Source organism: Flavobacterium anhuiense (assembly GCF_001705175.1).
In the GTDB taxonomy this organism is placed as follows: Bacteria; Bacteroidota; Bacteroidia; order Flavobacteriales; family Flavobacteriaceae; genus Flavobacterium; species Flavobacterium anhuiense.
Window position 1 is genome coordinate 3,255,224 of the sequence record NZ_CP016907.1, and the last position, 17,459, is coordinate 3,272,682.

Consider the following 17,459-nt stretch of genomic DNA (forward strand, 5'->3'; position numbering starts at 1 on the left):
GTAATAAGTCTATTAAACGTTCTTTTTATCAATCCATTTCCCGACAGTTGGCGCAACATAATTTTTCATTTTATCTAACAAATCATCAATATTGTCACTTACCAAAAGCATTTCTCGATTTACTTCTTTCAACAATCCTTTTTCTGTCATGGTTTGCAGTAATGCTATAAGCGAATCGTAAAAACCATTTACATTCAAAATGGCAATTGGTTTTTTATGCAAGCCTAATTGCGCCCAAGTCAGCATTTCGAAAAGTTCTTCTAGCGTTCCAAAGCCCCCAGGAAGTGCGATTACGCCATCACACAAATCATTCATTTTGGTTTTTCTTTCGTGCATGCTTTCTACCAAAATTAATTCGGTCAAGCCTAAATGAGCAATTTCTTTAGATCGTAAAAAGTTTGGCAGCACACCAATTACTTTTCCGCCTGCATGTAAAGCGCCGTCAGCAACTGCACCCATCAAGCCCACATTAGCACCTCCATAAACTAATTCTATATTTTGCTCGGCTAAAGTTCTTCCTAAAGCGATTGCCTGCTCTTCGTAAATTTTTTCAGTGCCAAAACTAGAAGCACAGAAAACGGTTATTCTTTTCATTTTTTTATTTTTTAAGAAGGGAAAGATTAAAGGTGAAAGAAGCAAGACGATGTATTAAATTCAATATCTTTTCTCTTGCCTCTTTCTTCTTTTATTTATTCTTTTTTCTTCAATTCGTATTCAAAATAAGGCACTTCTGCACCATTAACAATAAATGTCAGTTCATTGATTTTTTCTGCTCCAAGTTTCAGAACGGCTTTTTGAGAACGGAAGTTTTCAGCTCCAACATGAAAAAGTACTGAATTAACATGCTGGAAAGCGTAATCCATCATTAATTTTTTGTTTGATTTATTATATGGACCGCCCCAATATTTTCTCGTAATAAAAGTGTAACCAATTCCAACGCTCGATCTTTCGGGATTATAGTCGTAAAAACTACTTGTCCCCATTATTTCATTAGTTTGTTTATCAAGAATCAAGAACGGATTTTTTGTAATTATAATATCAAAAAAAGTTTTAAAACCTTCTTTTGTATAGCGGTCTTTTGCAGGATTCTGTTCCCAAATCAAAGGATCGGAAGCTGCTTCAAATAAGGCATCAAAATGTTTTTCTTCTAATGGAATTAATTTTGAGATTTCGTTTTCTAAGCAATCGGGTTGAAAATTGAAGTTTGATATTTCCATTTTTTTTGGTTTTTTGATTGGTTAATTTTTATTCCATTCAGTTTCTCGTTTATAATCTTTGTCGATTCGTCAGAAATCCTTTGACTTCGCTCAGGAAGACAGAATAAAATCTGTTTTAATCTGAAAAATCTGCGTGAGACAAAAAATTAGATCTGTTTAATCTGCACACAGGAAACATTTTCCATTTTAATCTGTTTTCCTACTTTTTTTAATAATCCAGTTTTAGAATCTCTTTTAAAAACAATAATATTCCCAGTTAGAACATTAGAAGCAATTAAAAATTTTCCCCTTTCGTCAATGGCAAAAATACGCGGATGCTTCCCTAAAGTTGACTGATAACCAATGTTTTTCAAGAACCCTTTTTCATCAATAGAGAAAATGGCAATATTGTTTTCTTTGCCGCGATTTGTTGCATAAAGAAATTTACCGTCAGGAGAAATGTGGATGTCAGAACTTTCAAAACCTTCTTTTATTTTTTCTGGATGTGTGGCAATGCGCTGAATTTTGTTTAAAATGCCATTTTCATAATTGTAAACGCTTATCTGTCCGACCATTTCTTCAATGCAATATCCCCATTTTTGATTGGGATGAAAGGTAATATGTCTTGGTCCAGCTTCCAAATCGGTTTTTGTAAATGGATTTTTAGTTTCGATTAAAGGTTTTTTCTGATTTTCATCAAAAGCATAACAGCGAATCTTATCGGCTCCTAAATCGGGTAAAAAGAGATAATCGCAACGTGGAGAAAATACTGCTGAGTGTACGTGAGATCTGGTTTGTCTATCTTTATTTACGCTTCCGTCCGTATATTGAAAATCCTGTGCAATCGAATCGATTTTACCGTTTTCCAAAAGCGGATAAACTGAAACGCTGCCTTCTGTATAATTGGCATTGGCAAGCCATTTTCCGTTTTTATGCACGCTGACATAAACAGGATTTTCTCCGCTGCTTCTCTGGCTGTTTAAAAAAGTCAATGTTTTTGCTGACGGATTAAATTCAAAACTGCTTACGCTCCCTGCATTTGGAGTTTTAGTATCTGTACAAGCATAAACATATTTCCCGTTTGGAGAAATCGTTAAATATGACGGATTCACAATATTTTTAACCGAAGTAAATTTGGTCAGGTTTCCACTCAAAGTGTCCAATAGATAAACCTGAATTGCTTCTGCCGTTTTATCACGATTATAAGAACCCAAAAAGACATAAGTGTTTTGAGAAAAGATGTTGGTTGTTACGAGAAATAAAAGTGCTAAAAAAAAATTGTTTTTCACGGTTTTTTAAGTTTGTTTCAGGTTTCAAGTTTTGCCTGCATTGTCAGGAGCGAAGTCTAAACCTTCGTACTAATTGGATGCCCTTCGACTCCGCTCAGGGTGACATAGCAATTAACAATTAATTAACCTCTTTCCACCATTGTTTAAATTCCTGTTTGTCATTTTTTAAATCAACTGCTTCGCCAATCATTGGTGTAATTAAAGTAATTGGATTTTCAGACAAACTATTCAATTCTGTAACTTTTTTCAAAGGTTCATCCCAAGAATGAAGCGATAATGAAAATTTAGAAGAATGCACTGGGAAAACTCTTTTGGCTTTTAGGTCTTTCATGGCTTTTATTACATCTTCTGGCATATTGTGAATGTATTTCCATTTCTCATTATATTGGCCATTATCAAGTAAAGCAATGTCAAAAGGGCCATATTTTTCACCGATTTCTGCAAAATGAGAATCGTAGCCACTGTCTCCACCCAAATACATTTTAAAATCTTTAGTTTCGAGAATAAACGAAGTCCAAAGCGTATTGCATCTTTTAAAGCTTCTGCCTGAAAAATGCCTTGATGGCGCGGTATGAAGTGTTAGATTTTCATCTAATTTGATGGTGCTGTACCAATCTTTTTCGATAATTTTATCTGACGAAAATCCCCAGAATTCCAAGTGCGAGCCGACACCAAGTGCGGTAATTATTTTTTTAGTTTTAGGTTTTAATTTTAAAATCGTATCGTAATCCAAATGATCATAATGGTCGTGCGTAATCAATAAATAATCAATTTCTGGAAGATCGTCGACCGTATAAATATCAGATCCTTTAAACGATTTTGTTGTACCAGGAATCGGAGAGGCGTTACCGCTAAAAACAGGATCAATTAAAAAACGTTTTCCTTCAAGCTGAATGAAATAGGAAGAATGCCCAAACCAAACTAAAATATCCTGATCTAAAGAAAGTTCCAATAAATTGGTTTTTATAGACGGAATCAAATCTTTCGGAGTTTTTCTTTCTACTTTTTTAAAGAAAAATTCAAATAAAACTCCCGCCATGCTTGCTCCTTCGATCAAATCTGGCGTAAAACTCTGATTTTCGAATTTCCCATTTTTATACTGAGGAGAGTTTTGAATTTGAATGAGCCTTTCGCCAGAAGGCGCTTTTCCGAATTTTGGATGGTTCAAAAATCGGTATAGAACAAGGGCTATTAGTACTAATAGAATTAAAAATGTAATCATTTATTTTGAGGGATATAATTTCTGGGTATGTGCTATAGAGAGTAAAACTATTTCTTTTAAGATTTCGATGTTGATATCAGCCAATTTTTTAATGTAAATACAGGCTTTAGAAGAGGTATGTTTTCCAAGTTGAGATAAAAGTGCTTCTCTTTTTTTTTCTGGCAGATAAAAATAAACGGTCAGTGCAGTTTTTCTTGGAGAAAAACCTGCAAGTGGCGCATCTCCTTCATGTCCGCTTTCATATTTGTAATGATAACTTCCGAAACCAATAATACTAGGTCCCCACATTTTAGGTTCAAATCCTGTTATTTCCTGCATTATTTTTAGGAGTTCGAAAGCATCATTTCTTTTGCTATCATTTTCAACAGCGTTAATAAAATCAGTAACGCTATTTTGAGTTTCTGTGGTTTTATTTTTTGCCATTTTAGCTTTACTTTTTCTTTAATAAATCGGTTTTCAAAAGCATGTTTTTGATTTTAAATTCAGAAGCATAATACAAATTAGAATCTTCAGGCATCTGATTTTCCATGACAATCAAACTCACATCACTTTCTGGGAAATACAAATTTACAGAAGAAAAACCATCTCCTAAACCTGTGTGACCAAGATATTTAACAGACTCTTTTTCTACAACTCTAATCCCGTAGCCATAACCGTCTTTTTCTTTGCCGAAGAAATTGTGCTGGGATAGAATGGTATTTTGAGTTAATAGCTGATAAGACGCTGGTTTCAAAATTTTTCCTTTATGAAGATTATTATTCCAAATCGCAAGATCTGAAACGGTTGAAATAATGCCGTCTGCTCCAAGACTTTCGTCAGTAATTTGTCTAGTTGTAATAGGTTCCAACTGATTTTTTGCATTAAAATAACCAGTTGCCAAATTTTGAGTTTTATCTGCAGAATAACAAAAAGTCTGATTCATTTTTAATTTCTTAAAAAGCGATTCGGCAACCTCTCTATAACTTTTTTTAGAGCTGAATGCTACAATTTTGGCAACCAAATTGAAACTTAGATTTCCATATTTAAATTGCGTTCCAGGTTTAAAAGCCAATGGTTTTTGTAAATCTACAATTCCGTGAGAATGATTTAAAAGCTGATGAACTGTAACAGAATCTGCCCAAGTTTGCGTGAGTTCTGGCAAGTACTTTTTGATTGGAGCATTCAAATCGACATTTCCTTTTTCAACTTCCAACAAAAGTAAGGTTGCGGCAATTAATTTGCTGTTTGACATGATTTCGAATTGTGTATCCAATTTCAAAGGTTTTTTGGTTTCAAAATTCGAAAAACCTTCGACTTTAGAGTATAGCGTTTTTCCGTTTTGCGAAATTAAAACCACACCATTAAATTTAGGATTAGACTTTTGGAGTATACTATCAATACTTTTTTTATAATCCTCTTTTTTTTGAGCTGATGAATTGAAAGAAGAAGCGAAGATTAAAACAAATAATAAGGAGATTTTGGTGATGAAGTTCATTTTGGTTATTTTTTTTCTTTTAGTTAGTTTTCAGTCTCAGTCTCAGTTTCAGTTCCAAACTGGCGACTGCCACTGTGACTGTAAACTAAAACATTCCATTTTGATTAATAGAATCTTTTGGTACAGGTTGCCCGAGATCCCAGAGTTCGACGATTTTATTATCCTTAAACTTTAAAATATGAACTACTGCAAAACCAATATCTTCCGAATTCTGCTTTAGGTGAGAATGTACAGCAACGAATTTATCATCTTCTAAAATATGGTGGATTTTGAAAATTTTATTTGGATTTGTTCTGGCAGACTCTTCCATAGCAAGCATTAATGTCTCTGCATCGCCTTTGAAGTAGGCATTATGATGCTTGAAATTTTTTCCGACATATAACCGAAAACCTTCATGAGAATGTCCTTTGGCTGCCAATTTCAGGAAGTTTTTAGCGATTTCTTTCTTAGTCATGATTCAGGATTTAAAAGTAAACTAAGATATGAAATTAAGCGCTACAAATTTTGCAGAAAAGAATTGAATAATTATAAAATTAAACTTCTTCCGATTTGATTTTGGAAAGGTCTATGCCCAATTTAGCAAATTCTTTTTCTCCCAATTCAGTGATGTAAAAGTGTTTGTCTGAAGCCTCATTTTTGGCAATCCATTTTTTGTCTGCGAATGTTTCAAAAAGCAGTTCGCCAAGTTTACCTCCAATATGGCTGTAGCATTTTTTAGCTGGTTTTATAGTGTTTTGAGTTTTCATTTTTTCTTTAGATTTTCTTTTTTGAAGCAATTTTAGAAGCCAGATATGCCATTGGAAGATAAGCTAAAACCAAATCGACAGCGCTAAACCAAATTGGAGATGGAAGTGTAAAAACCATTGTGATGCCGCCAAATAAAAAGAAAGCTCCGATAATAAAAGCCAGTTTTGTTTTGTTAGAAGCCGCAGATAATGCAGTTGTAAGCGCTCCAGCAAAAGTTCCGATGGCGTGGGCTAAAAAAGGAAATAGAAAATGCTTTGGCTCAAATAAGTGCATGCTAGCCTGTAAACCTTCTGTAGTAGTAACATCTGCGCCATTTGGTGGCGGAATTATAGAACCGCTTATCAAAATGATACTCATATTGACAATGCTTCCGACAACGAGACCTGCAATTACGGCCAAAGTATTTCTTAAAATAGGGTTCATAATTTTCGCTTTTATTGTAACGAATTTATGAAATTTATTCTTTTGTTAAATTATTAATTGAAAGATTGCCTGAACTCAATTGGAGAGACATTAGTCTTTGTTTTGAACAATTTGCTAAAGGATTGCTGATGTTCAAAACCTAATTCAAAAGCAATTTCGCTAACAGATAAATTAGTAGTCGAGAGTTTTTCTTTAGCTTTTTCGATCAGTTTATTATGAATATGCTGCTGTGTGCTTTGTCCTGTATGATGTTTCAGTAAGGCACTTAAATAATTTGGTGATAGGTTCAAGTTTTCGGCAATATAATGCACTGTCGGAAGTCCCTTTTTTGTTAAAGAATCGTTGTTGAAATAGTCTTCGAGCAATTTTTCCAATCGTGCCAGAATCTGATGATTGCTTATTTTTCGAGTAATAAACTGGCGGTTATAAAAACGCTCAGAATAGGTCAATAGCAATTCAATTTGAGCGATAATAACATCTTGACTGAATTTATCTATATTGGATTGGTATTCCTGCCGAATATTTTGAATGATGTCAATTATCAGTTTTTCCTCTTTATCAGAAAGATGAAGCGCTTCGTGAACTGCGTATCCAAAATATTCATATTGCTTGATTTTCTGTGCAAGAGGCGTATTCCATAAAAAATCAGGATGGATCAATAATGACCATCCTGTATGCTGCATTTCGGCATTTCCTTCTATAGAAAAAACCTGTCCTGGCGAAATAAAAAGTAAAACACCTTCTTTGAAATCATATTCCTGTTGCCCGTAACGCATTTTGGCATTTGCGTTTCGTTTCAGTGCAATCGAATAAAAATCGAGCATCAAGCTTTTTGGCTCGTCTTCATTCAAGTATTTTAAATCTTCAAAATTATAGACGCTCACCAAAGGGTGTTCAGGTTTTGGCAAGTTTCTAAATTCATGAAATTCGCTGATACTTTTTATTCGGACCGGTTGTAGATTTGCCATAGTCTAAAGTACTTAATTTTGATTATAAATCGAAGCAAATTCTATAGCATAATCTGACAGTTTTGTTTTTCCTAAAACTGAAGGGCGATTTTGCTCATAATCTGCGCCCAATGTATTGTTGTAAAGTGCTGCGTACATTTCTACCAAACCTTGCGCAATTTTTGGCTGCATTCCAACAGAAATTAATCCATTTAAGGTTTCTTCATCGCTAATTAACTTCCATTCTAAATTGGGTTTGCCTATTGCTTCACCCAAAATTTTTGCAGTCTGATGGCCAGAAAGTTCTTCACTCGCCACATAACGTATTTTTTTCCCGTCAAGCGGACTACTTATTTCTTCTGTGATAGCTTCTGCAATGTCATTTGGAGAAACCCATGGAATCAATGAATCAGCTCCATAATTTGCCGAAATAAAACCTTGATTTTTTATCGCAGGAATATATGCCAGCAAATTGTAGTAAAATGAAGTCGGACGCATAAAAGTAATTGAAACATCTGAAAGCTGATTCAAGACAGCTTCGATTTCATTATAACGCTGAATAATTCCAGATTTTTCTTTTAAATGTGCGCCAATACTGCTTAAGAAAACAACACGTTTCACTCCAGAAAGTTTGATGGCTTCTGCGTAATTATTTCCAATTTTTCGGGTGAAGGCATCCAAGTCAAGATTCGGATCAAAATAATTTGCACGCGGAATCATGCAATAAACGGCATCTGCTCCAGTAAAGGTTTGAGTTAAAAAACTTAAATCTTCTACAGAACCAATTGCAGCTGATGCGCCTAGTTTTTCAATTTCTTCTTGTCTGTCGTTACTGCTTGTGATTACAGTAACAGTATTTCCTTTTTGTACTAACGCCTCTGTTAATGGCTTGCTAATGTTCCCTAAAGAACCTGTAATTATTATTTTCATTTGTTCTATATTTTGATATTACAAAGTTGCGTAACATCAGAACAAATCATTTAGCCGAATCTATTGTTGTTGTAGCCTTTTTTATAGCAACCTTAGTTTTTAGATAAAGCCCTTTCGGTTTCTATTTGAGGTTTTCCAGTTGCATTAGGCTGTCCTTTTCCGGTTTCAATTAGTTTTTTCAAACTGTTCTCGATATAGTTGCTCCAGCCAGCTTTGCAAACATCAAAACATTCATATTCTGGAACCAGACCAACATGTGTAAAAGTGAGCTTTGTTTTACTGTCTTCTTGCGAAATATCAAAAACGGCCGTAGTATTGGTCCATTCTGTATCGTCTTTGGTGAAACTGAAATAATTTTCCTCAATCAGCCAAACAATTTTCTGGTTCGGAATGACTTCGATCAGTTTTATTTTGCAGCGGTGAACATCTTCATAATGGTATTTGAATTCGTCGCCTTCATTTGCTGTTTTCCCTTCAATTTCTTCTGACCACCAGCCTTTAACGTTTTGTATGGCTTTAAAAACTTCTTCGGGTGATTGATTGACAATTATTGTTGTGGTAAAATCTTGAGTATTCATAATCAATTGAATTTTAAATTAGTAAAGTAAAATTACAATCTAAAAATCAAATGATTAAGGTGTCTAGAAGACAATTTTGAGGTGTATTTCGGACAGGTTTAGATTTTAGATTTTGGATTTTAGGATTTGGAATTTTAAATTATAATATTGCTTTAATCTTTTCTGGAATTGTATTGATTATTTCAAAATGTTTTGCCATTACATTTTCAAGCTCTAATGTTCCGCCTAAAATAATCATTTCTTTATTCCTAAAACGTTTTCCAAGTCTATCCTCAAGCATAATTTTTTCCATGCTTTGAGCCATTTCAATTTCATTCAAAAAATCATTAGGATGACCAGCGGTGCAAATTACAAGTCCGTACGGAATGGTTTTCATTTTTCTTGAAGTTTCATTTTGTCCGTACGCATATCCAACAGAATAAACACGATCAAACCAGCCTTTTAGTTTTGCAGGACAATCGCTCCACCAAACTGGATACAGGAAAATAATACAATCTGCATTTTCTATTTTTTCCTGTTCTGCTAAAACATCTGCTGGAATCGGAAGCTGTGTTTTGGCAAATCCTTCGCGCTCATATTCTGCTTCAGACATATCGCTGACAAAATTTAATGCATATAGATCTGAGATTTCTACATTCCAGTTTTCATTCCCCAATGCTAATTTTAATCTTTCCAAAACCTGAAAAGTGTACGATTTTTTGCTTGGATGCGCGTAAACGATTAGAATATTCATTTTTGATTTTTTAGATTTCAAATTATTTAAAAACCACAACCGATTTGTACGAAAATACAAATTAAATCCAAAACAAAATTAATCTTCAGAAAATTCTAAAATATCTCCAGGCTGACAGTCTAAAACTTTACAGATGGCTTCGAGCGTACTGAAACGAATTGCTTTCGCTTTACCCGTTTTTAAGATAGAAAGATTGGATAATGTCAAATCTACTTTTTCTGAAAGTTCATTTAATGACATTTTTCTTTTTGCCATCATGACGTCTAAATTTACTATAATGGGCATAATTTTTTGTTTATATGGTTAAATCAATTTCAGATTGGATTTCGATTCCTCTTTTAAAAATCTGTCCTACAACAAATATTATAATGGCCATAAAGATCCAAATACTATGGCCTTCAAGATTGAGAGATTCTAGCGAAGGAAGTTTTACACCTTTAATAATTAGCCAATTGTTGAATTTGAAAGCCCAAAAAGAAAACAACCCAATTCCGAAAGCCAAGTATGAAAGGTAAGATATAAACCGCCCCATCTCAGCAGTAAAAGGCTGTTCGATATTTAATTTTTTGTCGTGAAGCATTTTTACAATCAGATAAAACATAATCGCTTTTAAGATCGCAACAATGCTAATAAAACATATTTCTTGAATGTAAAAACTTGGACTGAAATTGTACAGGTCTAGTAAATCAAGAAAACGGGCATTATAAGAATTTATAGTCATAGTGTAAATTCCATTAAAAAGATACATACCGGCTTCAACACATAAGCCAATAAAAATAATCCATGATAAGATGTTCAGGATTTTTAGAATCTGTGGTGTTCCAATTTTAAGTTCCATGCTATTCAAGATTAAAAGTTATGCTGCTAAAATAATAAAAATTTATTGATAAACAATAAATAAATAGTTTTTATCAAAAAAAAGCTTCAGCAATGAAGTCTGCTGAAGCTTTATATTTGTATGTTGAAATTCTGTAGCTTATTATTATGGATTGTCAATTATCCATTTTCCTTTTTCTTTTGCAATATCGATTACTTTCTGGCCATGTTCGGTCATTAAATTCTGCTGAATCATACGTTCGGCTCTTTCGATGTTCGGTTTGCTCCATTTACTGGTTTTTGGATTTCGGGGAGAGAAAGTGAGGTAATAGCTTTCTCCGTCTCGTTTTTTGCAGAGGCTGTCAATCCATCCAAAACAAAGCGCTTCTTCAGTAGCTTCGATTAAATTTACACTTTGTGTTTTACTTTTTTTGTGATACAAGATTAACCAAACCGATTTTTCTATTTGGCTATTTTCTTCAAGCCAATTTCGCCAATCTTGTCTAGTTGGAGCATAAACAGCCAATTTTCCGTCTTTAGTTTCCATCCTTTTTAGTTTTACTTCGTAAAGGTAAAATGACCTTGTGACAACTGCATGTCAGTAATAAAATTAAAAATAAAGTTTTGAAAAATAATACGTTATGTGTTTCAGTTTACTGCTGAATCTGTTTTCTTAAATCTAAGTTGAGATTGTATTGCTCTTCAATAGGGATAATTTTTCTTTGTACTTTATTTATATCACTTCCTTCTTCTGACCATAAAAATGGATAAAAATTGAAAACCTGATCGCCTTGTAAAGCAATCACTTCTTTTTTCCAATCTTCCCATCGACTGCCTTCGTAATATTTGTCTAGGTCATTATTAAAACAGAATTCTAAAAATTGGGAATAAGTAATATCAAGAGGCTCGAATTCTAAATTATCTGGAGCAAAATAATATATTTTTCCAAGATCTGCTCCAAATGCACCTCCATTTAGCAAATAAAAGCCACCTAAGGCATCGTCGGCAATTAAAAGATGTGAAGGCGTTTCTCCAAATTCTTTAAAAGATTTTCCTTTGTTCCAATCGGGAAGGCTGCGGTTTAGTTTTGTGCTTCCAGAACCTAATATTCTGATCCAGCCGTTATCGATTAAAATTCCGCCAGTTTTATACACAATTGCACCCATGGGCGAGCTGGTTGTTACTTGCGTATGATACAAAGCGTCTTTTGCTTTTTGCGGATCTGCGGCAAGGATTTCAACTTTGTTTTTAGCAGAAGCGGTCCATTCTTTTATTAATTTCCATCCAGAATCATTTTGATCGATAAGTTCGTTTATAGGTCGCATTTTTGTTTGTGAAAAAGTTGTTGTAGTTAAAAATGTAAAGGCGAGTAGGGGTAAAAGTTTCATTAGGTTTTTTGGGTTAATATGGTTTAGTCATTATTCGAATTAGAACTCCTTTACGTTTTACAATGTTTTTGTAATCCCATTGAATTTCTTTGCTTTTCTCGAGCCAGCGCTCCAGATCTTCTTCATTTATTTGGCTGGCGTTTGTATATCGCATTTCGGCGGCTTTAAATGAACCTTCATTTTGAAGTTTTTCTTCATCAAAAGATTGTCCACTCCAGAAAAGCAACCGAACCGAATCTTTTAATTTGCTATAACCTACAATAGGATTTCCGTCTAGAAACCAGACAGGATGTGCATGCCAGATTTTGTTTTCGGCTTCGGCTAAGTTTTTATGAATAATTGCATAAAGAAAATCGCAGATTTCTTTATTTTCTGCTGTCTGAGAATCATTGTATTCTTGAACCGTCATATCTTCAACCTTTAAGTTATTGTATCTCTTTTGTTAGTTCAAATAAAATATAAGTTCCATTGCCCGATTGTCCTCTCGATTTTTCTACAAATCCTTTTCTGAGGTAAAAATCAATTGCTTTGGTATTGCTTACAAGGCATTTAAGCGTAATTGGAAATGCTGTTTTCTGTATTGCGGCTTTTAATAATTGGGTGCCAATGTTTTTTCCTTGGTATGCATTATCAACGTAAAGATGGTGGATAAAATTGTTAGGCATCCAAATCGAAATAAACCCGACGGGAATATCATCTATAAGTGCACTCAGAATATATTCTCCCTGAGTTTGTTTGTCAAAATCTTCAAGTTTAAATTCTGATGTGTTTTGCTCTGTAAATGTTCGTTGTCGTTCTTTTAAGAAAATGGTTCTTAAAAGCGGTAAATTGACATTTTTTGCTTCTTCTACAACTACCATTTTCGAATTTACATTTAGTGTTCGTTAAGTGTAGGCAAGGTAAATAAAAAAATCCGACTTGTTTATGCAAATCGGATTTTGATGTGTTTTATGGCTGAAGCTTTTTCATGAATTCATTCGAAGCCAGTTCCAAAGCTTTATAATAATTTCCTTTTTTAAGTTCGGGAACAGAATAAGTGCTTATTATGTTTTGTGTGTCTTCTGTACTTAATTTGTATTTTATAAAATCGACACTTATAACCTGAATTTGTCTTAATTTTTTACTTAAGATTATTAAAAGAGTAGGGTCTAATCGCGGGTCTTTTGATAGAAATTTATCCAGTTCCAAAGTATATTCTTCCAAGGATTGGAATGGCGCGTAAGATGGAGTTGTAATAACGACAATTTTATAAAGATATTTTTTTTCGAAACCGTTTAGCGTAGAATTCAAAGACTGAAGTTCGGCTGGTGCCAGTATTTTTTCGAAGTCGTTGACACAGTCTGTAGATCCTGAAAAAGAGTTTTTTAACTGAGAAGCAAAATCAGTGTCATTTTTTGTTTGGGCAGATAAAAGAACTGAAGATAACAGTACGAGCGTATAGAATAATTTTTTCATTCTGTGGCAGATTAGATTTGGTGCAGCAAAAGTAGCACATTCTTTATTTTAAACAGATGAAAAATAGAATAGTTTTGGTTTTAAGTTTAAAAAATATTGTGTCTTATAAATAAAATCCGATCTGTTTTTCGCAAATCGGATTTTAAAGTTTTTTATCGCAATAAAGGCAGCAAATGATCCCATTTTAATTCTTTAGCAAAATCTAAAGCAGTTTTGCCTGTTGCGGTTTTAGCATTTTTATCTGCACCAGATTCCAATAAAACTTCAACAGAAGTCTGATTTCCAGCAATAGTTTCACGATGTAGAAAAGTATATCCTAATTCATCTTGGCTTGATACTTCTTCAGGATTATTGGTAACGAATTCTATAAGACTTTCTTTCATGTTCTTGCTCATTGGGTGTTCGATCAGATTTTCGGGTTTTTCTTTTTGCTCATTTACAATCAGAATATCATTAAAATCACCAAAATCAAGTCCCCAAGCTTCATCATGAGATGCTCTTTCATCGTCGCTCATTTCAGAACGCATTGCTTGAATGGTAAATGCCCCATAAGTTTGGCCATTAATAGCAAACAGCCAATCGCTGATTTGATTCACCGAAATTGCAATTTCATCTCCGTTATTTACATTCGTCAATTCGTTCGGATCGTTTACTAATACTCCATATATAGTTTCACCGTCAAAGTTTACATCGTTAATCCACATGTGCTCAACGACAGTTTCGTTGTCTATTTCTTGTGTAAAAGCCAATTTCACGCACGCAACGTCTAATCCAGGTACTATTCTTCTGTATTCCCAAGATAGCTCTCTCCAGAAATATTTAAAAGTTTCCTGAGCTTTTTTGTAAGCTTCAATCATTTTTGGGTTTTCCCCGTCGGCGTAGAATATTTTTGTTTCTTCCATTAGATATAATTTTAAATGATTCTTATAGAATTGAATAGTTTTAACGATAAAAAAACCGATTTGTTTCTGCAAATCGGTTTTTATCATAAGAAATAAATTTTAAAAATTCACATCGTCAGCAATATTTCCGCCCTGCTCTGCAGCAAATTTTGCGGCATATTCTTTTTGTTTTTGCTGCTGATAATCATGAAATTCTGTAATATCAGCTGAATTCCAGTTTTGGTTTTGTTCAGTCATCCATTGCATTGCTACAGATTGGAAATCGGCAAGATTAATTCCGAAATTTTCCAAAATCCATTGCGCACCATCGATTCCGTATTCGTATGCAGCTTGTCTTGCTCCAGCCAATTCTTCGTAGAAATAACGATCGCTTTTTATTCTTTCTAAATTGGCAGCGCCTTCTTCAGAAATTTCAGCTTTTAGGTTTTCCAGTTGAGGTACAGTTACATTTTCAGCATAATATTGTCCGAATAAAGTAGTAACGGTAAACGAAGTATCTTCGCCCATACGTTGTGGCCAGATTGTATTTAATTCTTCCCAAACCGCTGGCTCAAATCCCATGGCTTTGCAAACTTCTAAATAATCAATTCCTGCACTGATTTTAAGGCACATTGCCGTATAAGTTCTTAAATCAACACCGTGTACTGGCTCTAAAAACGGATTATTATCATCTGCTTTTACAAATCCAGAAGTTTGAACTCCTGTGTATTTTAATGAATTTGCATGCTCAAAACGAATCATTTGGTCAGAGTCACAGTTATTCCATTCTGTATAAACCGTTCTTCTGTAGTTAAAATAAATGTTCTGAATATCTTTTTCGTCAAGGTTTTCTCCGCTTGCGCGCTCATCTGCAATCCATGCTTCAGCTCTTTCAGCTACTTCATTATCAAAATCTTCAACACTATAATGTGTTCCGTGCAAAGTTTCTGGATCGTATTCTACTTCTTGATAATTGTCTTCATAATTATTTTCATAATTGTCATTTGACGTCTGAGTCTCGTAATTCTGGTTTTCTTGTTTGTCTCCTGTTAGAGCTCCAAAAAGTTTTTTAAACATTTTTAAATTTTTTAAGGATTAATAAATTATAGGTATTGCAATTGATTTTGATACATTTTTTCGTTGTGCTCCTTTAAATCTGGTGTGATTTTATTCAACTCGTCATACATTGCTCTTAAATATTCCTGATGAAGTTTTGGAACATTTTTAATGGCAAATTGTCTTTGTTCTTCCAAATCGTCCATTTTTAACTGAACTTCGTAAAGCACTTTTTTGTCTTTTTCATGAATAATGCTCAAACTTAATTCATGTCGCTGATGATACAAATCACGTTCTTTGTCTTTTTCGGCTTCGTAAGCTTCATAAAGATGCGCTGTTCGCTGCTCAGCGAGATTTCTTGCAATATTCTGAAGGTTTCTGCCAAGTGTGCTTGGCGCAAAGGTGTTTTGGGTCTGGCAATACGGACATGTAATATAGGTTTCGATTAAAAATATTTTCTCAATCACGATGTTTCCACCGCATTGCGTGCAGTTGAATTTGTTTTTAATGGCTTCGTATTCGTCTAATATTTTTTGATATTCGGTTTCGAGATCACGTTCTTGAGTTTTGTCGATCTGTTTTCTCCAATAGTCATATTTATTTTCAAATTCGTTGTAACGATCAGAACAAGCGCTTCTAAAATCGGAAAGCAAATCGTGATGTTTGCTCAAAACTGAAATTTGCGAATTGAGATTATAATAAACGTCGTGTACTTTTTCTTCATAAACATCTCTCGCTTTTTCTCTAATGTTATTTAACTGGCCATTTACACCCGAATATACTCTGTGAAAAGTTCTTTTATAAATATCATCATCGCTTTGCATAATTTCTTTAAGCTCTGGAATTGCTGCTGTGGCAAATTCTTCCATTTTAGCTTCTAGTTTTTCTAAAAAGGCAAACCATCTTTGTTGATTTTCTTGAAGTTCTGAATACCATTCTGGAGTAGATTCTCCATTTTGACTGTCTTTTGATTTTTTGAATAATCCGAACACGCTATCTGATTTTTAAATTGAATTATCTTCTTTTTTGATATAAACTCCGTCGGTAAGTTTTATGTTTAAAAACTCAAATCCGCAATAGGCACAATGCGTCAGTCCATCTTGTTTGGCTCTTCCAGCACCACAATTTGGACAGTCTTTGGCATTTATTTTGGCTTCTGTAATCTCCATTTCGCCTCCATAATTGGTTTGTTTTTGAGCATTTTCTTTAAGTCTGTTCAAAAACGAATTGACTTTTTTCTCTTCCATTATAATTGGCTTAATAATTCTGATTTTTTAGTTTTAAATTCATCTTCATCAATTAAACCAGCATCAAACAATGATTTTAATTTTTGAAGTTTGGAGGTTAAATCGTCTGTCGTTTCCTGTTTTGGAGTTTCTTTATTCTGCTGTAGCTTATTTAAAAAGATTCCCATGCTCAAAGCATTTTGAGTTGCATCGTGCAAAGCAGTTCCTTTATCGCCAATAGCTGCAGCGGTATTGAATTTGGTAAATTTATCCATATCGGTTACCATATTCATATTGGTGATTTTATCGTAATGCGCAGTTACTTCTTCTGGTAAGGTTACGCTTGTAATGACAAACTGAGTGAGTTCGATTCCTAACTGCTCAAAATAAGGTTTAAGATAAGGTTCTATTTTTTTGCCTAATTGTGTAATGTTTCCCGCCACATCTGTAACCGTTATATTTTCATTGGCTAAAACTTCTCCGAATTTTGGAGCAACAAAATCTCTCAGTTGGTTTTGAAGTTCAAAAATGGTAAGTTGCTCATAAGTTCCTGCATATTGGCGAAAGAATTTTGCAACATCAGAAATTTTAAGGTCGAAACTTCCGAAAGCTCGAACCCTAATTTGACCAAATTGAGGATCATTTAATAGGATAGGAGCAGGAGTTCCCCACTTGTTATTGATGAATTGATGTGTATTAAAAAAGTAAACATCGGCTTTAAAAGGACTTTCGAATCCGTATTTCCAGCCTTTTAATTTACTTAGAATTGGAATGTTTTCTGTAGATAAAGTATGAAGTCCCGGAGAAAAAACATCAGCAAGCTGTCCTTCATTTAAAAGCATTGCATGCTGGCTTTCGCGAACGGTTAGCTTTGCGCCATTTTTGATTTCTTTATCTTCATCGGGAAACTTCCACATTAATAAGTTAGGATCGCTTGTCGTGGCTTCGATAATTTCTATAAAAGGTAATTTCATCACTTGTCTTATTTAAAAAGAATAAAAATAATGATTTAGATAGTGTGACAAAATTTTCTTACGTAAAGTTTTAAACAAATTTTTGTTTGGTTTATTTTTACTAACGTTGAAATAATGAAAATAG

At 33.9% G+C, this 17,459-nt stretch carries 25 protein-coding genes; all 25 read right to left on the reverse strand.

Translation table 11 applies throughout. From position 1 onward, the window contains the following. Positions 1 to 12 precede the first annotated feature (12 nt). Positions 13 to 594: an LOG family protein gene (locus BB050_RS14260; protein WP_066034007.1), complete on the reverse strand. Its 582-nt coding sequence runs from the start codon at positions 592 to 594 to the stop codon at positions 13 to 15. Positions 595 to 689: 95 nt separating this feature from the next. Beyond that, on the reverse strand, positions 690 to 1,217 hold the full coding sequence (locus tag BB050_RS14265; RefSeq protein WP_066034008.1) for a GNAT family N-acetyltransferase: 528 nt from the start codon (positions 1,215 to 1,217) through the stop codon (positions 690 to 692). 146 nt (positions 1,218 to 1,363) lie between these two features. Continuing rightward, a complete protein-coding gene (locus BB050_RS14270; protein WP_066034009.1) occupies positions 1,364 to 2,485 on the reverse strand; it encodes a lactonase family protein in 1,122 nt (373 codons plus the stop codon). 118 nt (positions 2,486 to 2,603) lie between these two features. Beyond that, positions 2,604 to 3,707 carry an MBL fold metallo-hydrolase gene (locus BB050_RS14275; protein WP_066034010.1) on the reverse strand — a complete coding sequence of 368 codons (1,104 nt, stop codon included), beginning with the start codon at positions 3,705 to 3,707 and terminating at the stop codon, positions 2,604 to 2,606. Continuing rightward, complete coding sequence (locus tag BB050_RS14280) at positions 3,708 to 4,130, reverse strand: DUF1801 domain-containing protein (protein WP_066034011.1); 423 nt, start codon at positions 4,128 to 4,130, stop codon at positions 3,708 to 3,710. A 7-nt stretch (positions 4,131 to 4,137) separates the two neighbouring features. Continuing rightward, on the reverse strand, positions 4,138 to 5,181 hold the full coding sequence (locus tag BB050_RS14285; RefSeq protein ID WP_066034012.1) for a serine hydrolase domain-containing protein: 1,044 nt from the start codon (positions 5,179 to 5,181) through the stop codon (positions 4,138 to 4,140). An 85-nt stretch (positions 5,182 to 5,266) separates the two neighbouring features. Next, a complete protein-coding gene (locus tag BB050_RS14290; RefSeq protein WP_066034013.1) occupies positions 5,267 to 5,635 on the reverse strand; it encodes a nuclear transport factor 2 family protein in 369 nt (122 codons plus the stop codon). 79 nt (positions 5,636 to 5,714) lie between these two features. Further along, the gene (locus BB050_RS14295) at positions 5,715 to 5,927 is read right to left on the reverse strand and encodes a hypothetical protein (protein WP_035692100.1); all 213 of its coding nucleotides are present in this window, start codon (positions 5,925 to 5,927) and stop codon (positions 5,715 to 5,717) included. A 7-nt stretch (positions 5,928 to 5,934) separates the two neighbouring features. Continuing rightward, complete coding sequence (locus BB050_RS14300; RefSeq protein ID WP_066034014.1) at positions 5,935 to 6,351, reverse strand: hypothetical protein; 417 nt, start codon at positions 6,349 to 6,351, stop codon at positions 5,935 to 5,937. 53 nt (positions 6,352 to 6,404) lie between these two features. Next, complete coding sequence (locus BB050_RS14305) at positions 6,405 to 7,319, reverse strand: helix-turn-helix domain-containing protein (protein ID WP_066034015.1); 915 nt, start codon at positions 7,317 to 7,319, stop codon at positions 6,405 to 6,407. A 12-nt stretch (positions 7,320 to 7,331) separates the two neighbouring features. Next, the gene (locus BB050_RS14310) at positions 7,332 to 8,228 is read right to left on the reverse strand and encodes an NmrA family NAD(P)-binding protein (protein ID WP_066034016.1); all 897 of its coding nucleotides are present in this window, start codon (positions 8,226 to 8,228) and stop codon (positions 7,332 to 7,334) included. A gap of 92 nt (positions 8,229 to 8,320) precedes the next feature. Further along, on the reverse strand, positions 8,321 to 8,806 hold the full coding sequence (locus tag BB050_RS14315) for an SRPBCC family protein (RefSeq protein ID WP_008468619.1): 486 nt from the start codon (positions 8,804 to 8,806) through the stop codon (positions 8,321 to 8,323). A gap of 139 nt (positions 8,807 to 8,945) precedes the next feature. Continuing rightward, a complete protein-coding gene (locus BB050_RS14320; protein ID WP_066035174.1) occupies positions 8,946 to 9,539 on the reverse strand; it encodes an NAD(P)H-dependent oxidoreductase in 594 nt (197 codons plus the stop codon). Positions 9,540 to 9,617: 78 nt separating this feature from the next. Next, entirely contained in the window at positions 9,618 to 9,824 is a 207-nt protein-coding gene (locus BB050_RS14325) for a helix-turn-helix domain-containing protein (protein WP_008468622.1), read from the reverse strand. 10 nt (positions 9,825 to 9,834) lie between these two features. Beyond that, positions 9,835 to 10,377 carry a DUF2975 domain-containing protein gene (locus BB050_RS14330; RefSeq protein WP_008468624.1) on the reverse strand — a complete coding sequence of 181 codons (543 nt, stop codon included), beginning with the start codon at positions 10,375 to 10,377 and terminating at the stop codon, positions 9,835 to 9,837. A 144-nt stretch (positions 10,378 to 10,521) separates the two neighbouring features. After that, on the reverse strand, positions 10,522 to 10,902 hold the full coding sequence (locus tag BB050_RS14335) for a YdeI/OmpD-associated family protein (RefSeq protein ID WP_008468626.1): 381 nt from the start codon (positions 10,900 to 10,902) through the stop codon (positions 10,522 to 10,524). Between the two features lie 106 nt (positions 10,903 to 11,008). Then, on the reverse strand, positions 11,009 to 11,680 hold the full coding sequence (locus BB050_RS14340) for a DUF2625 domain-containing protein (RefSeq protein WP_066034017.1): 672 nt from the start codon (positions 11,678 to 11,680) through the stop codon (positions 11,009 to 11,011). A 76-nt stretch (positions 11,681 to 11,756) separates the two neighbouring features. Continuing rightward, on the reverse strand, positions 11,757 to 12,152 hold the full coding sequence (locus tag BB050_RS14345; protein WP_066034018.1) for a DUF1801 domain-containing protein: 396 nt from the start codon (positions 12,150 to 12,152) through the stop codon (positions 11,757 to 11,759). 16 nt (positions 12,153 to 12,168) lie between these two features. After that, positions 12,169 to 12,603, reverse strand: a complete 435-nt coding sequence (locus tag BB050_RS14350) for a GNAT family N-acetyltransferase (RefSeq protein WP_008468633.1) — start codon at positions 12,601 to 12,603, stop codon at positions 12,169 to 12,171. An 88-nt stretch (positions 12,604 to 12,691) separates the two neighbouring features. Continuing rightward, positions 12,692 to 13,198, reverse strand: a complete 507-nt coding sequence (locus BB050_RS14355) for a TPM domain-containing protein (protein ID WP_008468635.1) — start codon at positions 13,196 to 13,198, stop codon at positions 12,692 to 12,694. A 152-nt stretch (positions 13,199 to 13,350) separates the two neighbouring features. Next, the gene (locus tag BB050_RS14360) at positions 13,351 to 14,100 is read right to left on the reverse strand and encodes a DUF2314 domain-containing protein (protein WP_066035175.1); all 750 of its coding nucleotides are present in this window, start codon (positions 14,098 to 14,100) and stop codon (positions 13,351 to 13,353) included. A gap of 99 nt (positions 14,101 to 14,199) precedes the next feature. Continuing rightward, complete coding sequence (locus BB050_RS14365; protein WP_066034019.1) at positions 14,200 to 15,156, reverse strand: DUF6620 family protein; 957 nt, start codon at positions 15,154 to 15,156, stop codon at positions 14,200 to 14,202. A gap of 26 nt (positions 15,157 to 15,182) precedes the next feature. After that, positions 15,183 to 16,127 carry a hypothetical protein gene (locus BB050_RS14370; RefSeq protein ID WP_066034020.1) on the reverse strand — a complete coding sequence of 315 codons (945 nt, stop codon included), beginning with the start codon at positions 16,125 to 16,127 and terminating at the stop codon, positions 15,183 to 15,185. 12 nt (positions 16,128 to 16,139) lie between these two features. Then, positions 16,140 to 16,382 (reverse strand): Rcat domain-containing protein, encoded by a 243-nt coding sequence (locus tag BB050_RS14375; RefSeq protein ID WP_008468643.1) that lies wholly within the window; start codon positions 16,380 to 16,382, stop codon positions 16,140 to 16,142. After that, a complete protein-coding gene (locus tag BB050_RS14380; RefSeq protein WP_066034021.1) occupies positions 16,382 to 17,335 on the reverse strand; it encodes an SPFH domain-containing protein in 954 nt (317 codons plus the stop codon). The genes BB050_RS14375 and BB050_RS14380 overlap by 1 nt, the downstream gene beginning before the upstream one ends. Positions 17,336 to 17,459 lie beyond the last annotated feature (124 nt).

Coding starts and splice junctions, on each gene's coding strand:
- BB050_RS14260 (WP_066034007.1), bottom strand. CDS start 594: ATGAAAAGAATAACCGTTTTCTGTGCTTCTAGTTTTGGCACTGAAAAA.
- BB050_RS14265 (WP_066034008.1), bottom strand. CDS start 1,217: ATGGAAATATCAAACTTCAATTTTCAACCCGATTGCTTAGAAAACGAA.
- BB050_RS14275 (WP_066034010.1), bottom strand. CDS start 3,707: ATGATTACATTTTTAATTCTATTAGTACTAATAGCCCTTGTTCTATAC.
- BB050_RS14280 (WP_066034011.1), bottom strand. CDS start 4,130: ATGGCAAAAAATAAAACCACAGAAACTCAAAATAGCGTTACTGATTTT.
- BB050_RS14285 (WP_066034012.1), bottom strand. CDS start 5,181: ATGAACTTCATCACCAAAATCTCCTTATTATTTGTTTTAATCTTCGCT.
- BB050_RS14290 (WP_066034013.1), bottom strand. CDS start 5,635: ATGACTAAGAAAGAAATCGCTAAAAACTTCCTGAAATTGGCAGCCAAA.
- BB050_RS14295 (WP_035692100.1), bottom strand. CDS start 5,927: ATGAAAACTCAAAACACTATAAAACCAGCTAAAAAATGCTACAGCCAT.
- BB050_RS14300 (WP_066034014.1), bottom strand. CDS start 6,351: ATGAACCCTATTTTAAGAAATACTTTGGCCGTAATTGCAGGTCTCGTT.
- BB050_RS14305 (WP_066034015.1), bottom strand. CDS start 7,319: ATGGCAAATCTACAACCGGTCCGAATAAAAAGTATCAGCGAATTTCAT.
- BB050_RS14310 (WP_066034016.1), bottom strand. CDS start 8,228: ATGAAAATAATAATTACAGGTTCTTTAGGGAACATTAGCAAGCCATTA.
- BB050_RS14315 (WP_008468619.1), bottom strand. CDS start 8,806: ATGAATACTCAAGATTTTACCACAACAATAATTGTCAATCAATCACCC.
- BB050_RS14320 (WP_066035174.1), bottom strand. CDS start 9,539: ATGAATATTCTAATCGTTTACGCGCATCCAAGCAAAAAATCGTACACT.
- BB050_RS14325 (WP_008468622.1), bottom strand. CDS start 9,824: ATGCCCATTATAGTAAATTTAGACGTCATGATGGCAAAAAGAAAAATG.
- BB050_RS14330 (WP_008468624.1), bottom strand. CDS start 10,377: ATGGAACTTAAAATTGGAACACCACAGATTCTAAAAATCCTGAACATC.
- BB050_RS14335 (WP_008468626.1), bottom strand. CDS start 10,902: ATGGAAACTAAAGACGGAAAATTGGCTGTTTATGCTCCAACTAGACAA.
- BB050_RS14340 (WP_066034017.1), bottom strand. CDS start 11,680: ATGCGACCTATAAACGAACTTATCGATCAAAATGATTCTGGATGGAAA.
- BB050_RS14345 (WP_066034018.1), bottom strand. CDS start 12,152: ATGACGGTTCAAGAATACAATGATTCTCAGACAGCAGAAAATAAAGAA.
- BB050_RS14350 (WP_008468633.1), bottom strand. CDS start 12,603: ATGGTAGTTGTAGAAGAAGCAAAAAATGTCAATTTACCGCTTTTAAGA.
- BB050_RS14355 (WP_008468635.1), bottom strand. CDS start 13,198: ATGAAAAAATTATTCTATACGCTCGTACTGTTATCTTCAGTTCTTTTA.
- BB050_RS14360 (WP_066035175.1), bottom strand. CDS start 14,100: ATGGAAGAAACAAAAATATTCTACGCCGACGGGGAAAACCCAAAAATG.
- BB050_RS14365 (WP_066034019.1), bottom strand. CDS start 15,156: ATGTTTAAAAAACTTTTTGGAGCTCTAACAGGAGACAAACAAGAAAAC.
- BB050_RS14375 (WP_008468643.1), bottom strand. CDS start 16,382: ATGGAAGAGAAAAAAGTCAATTCGTTTTTGAACAGACTTAAAGAAAAT.
- BB050_RS14380 (WP_066034021.1), bottom strand. CDS start 17,335: ATGAAATTACCTTTTATAGAAATTATCGAAGCCACGACAAGCGATCCT.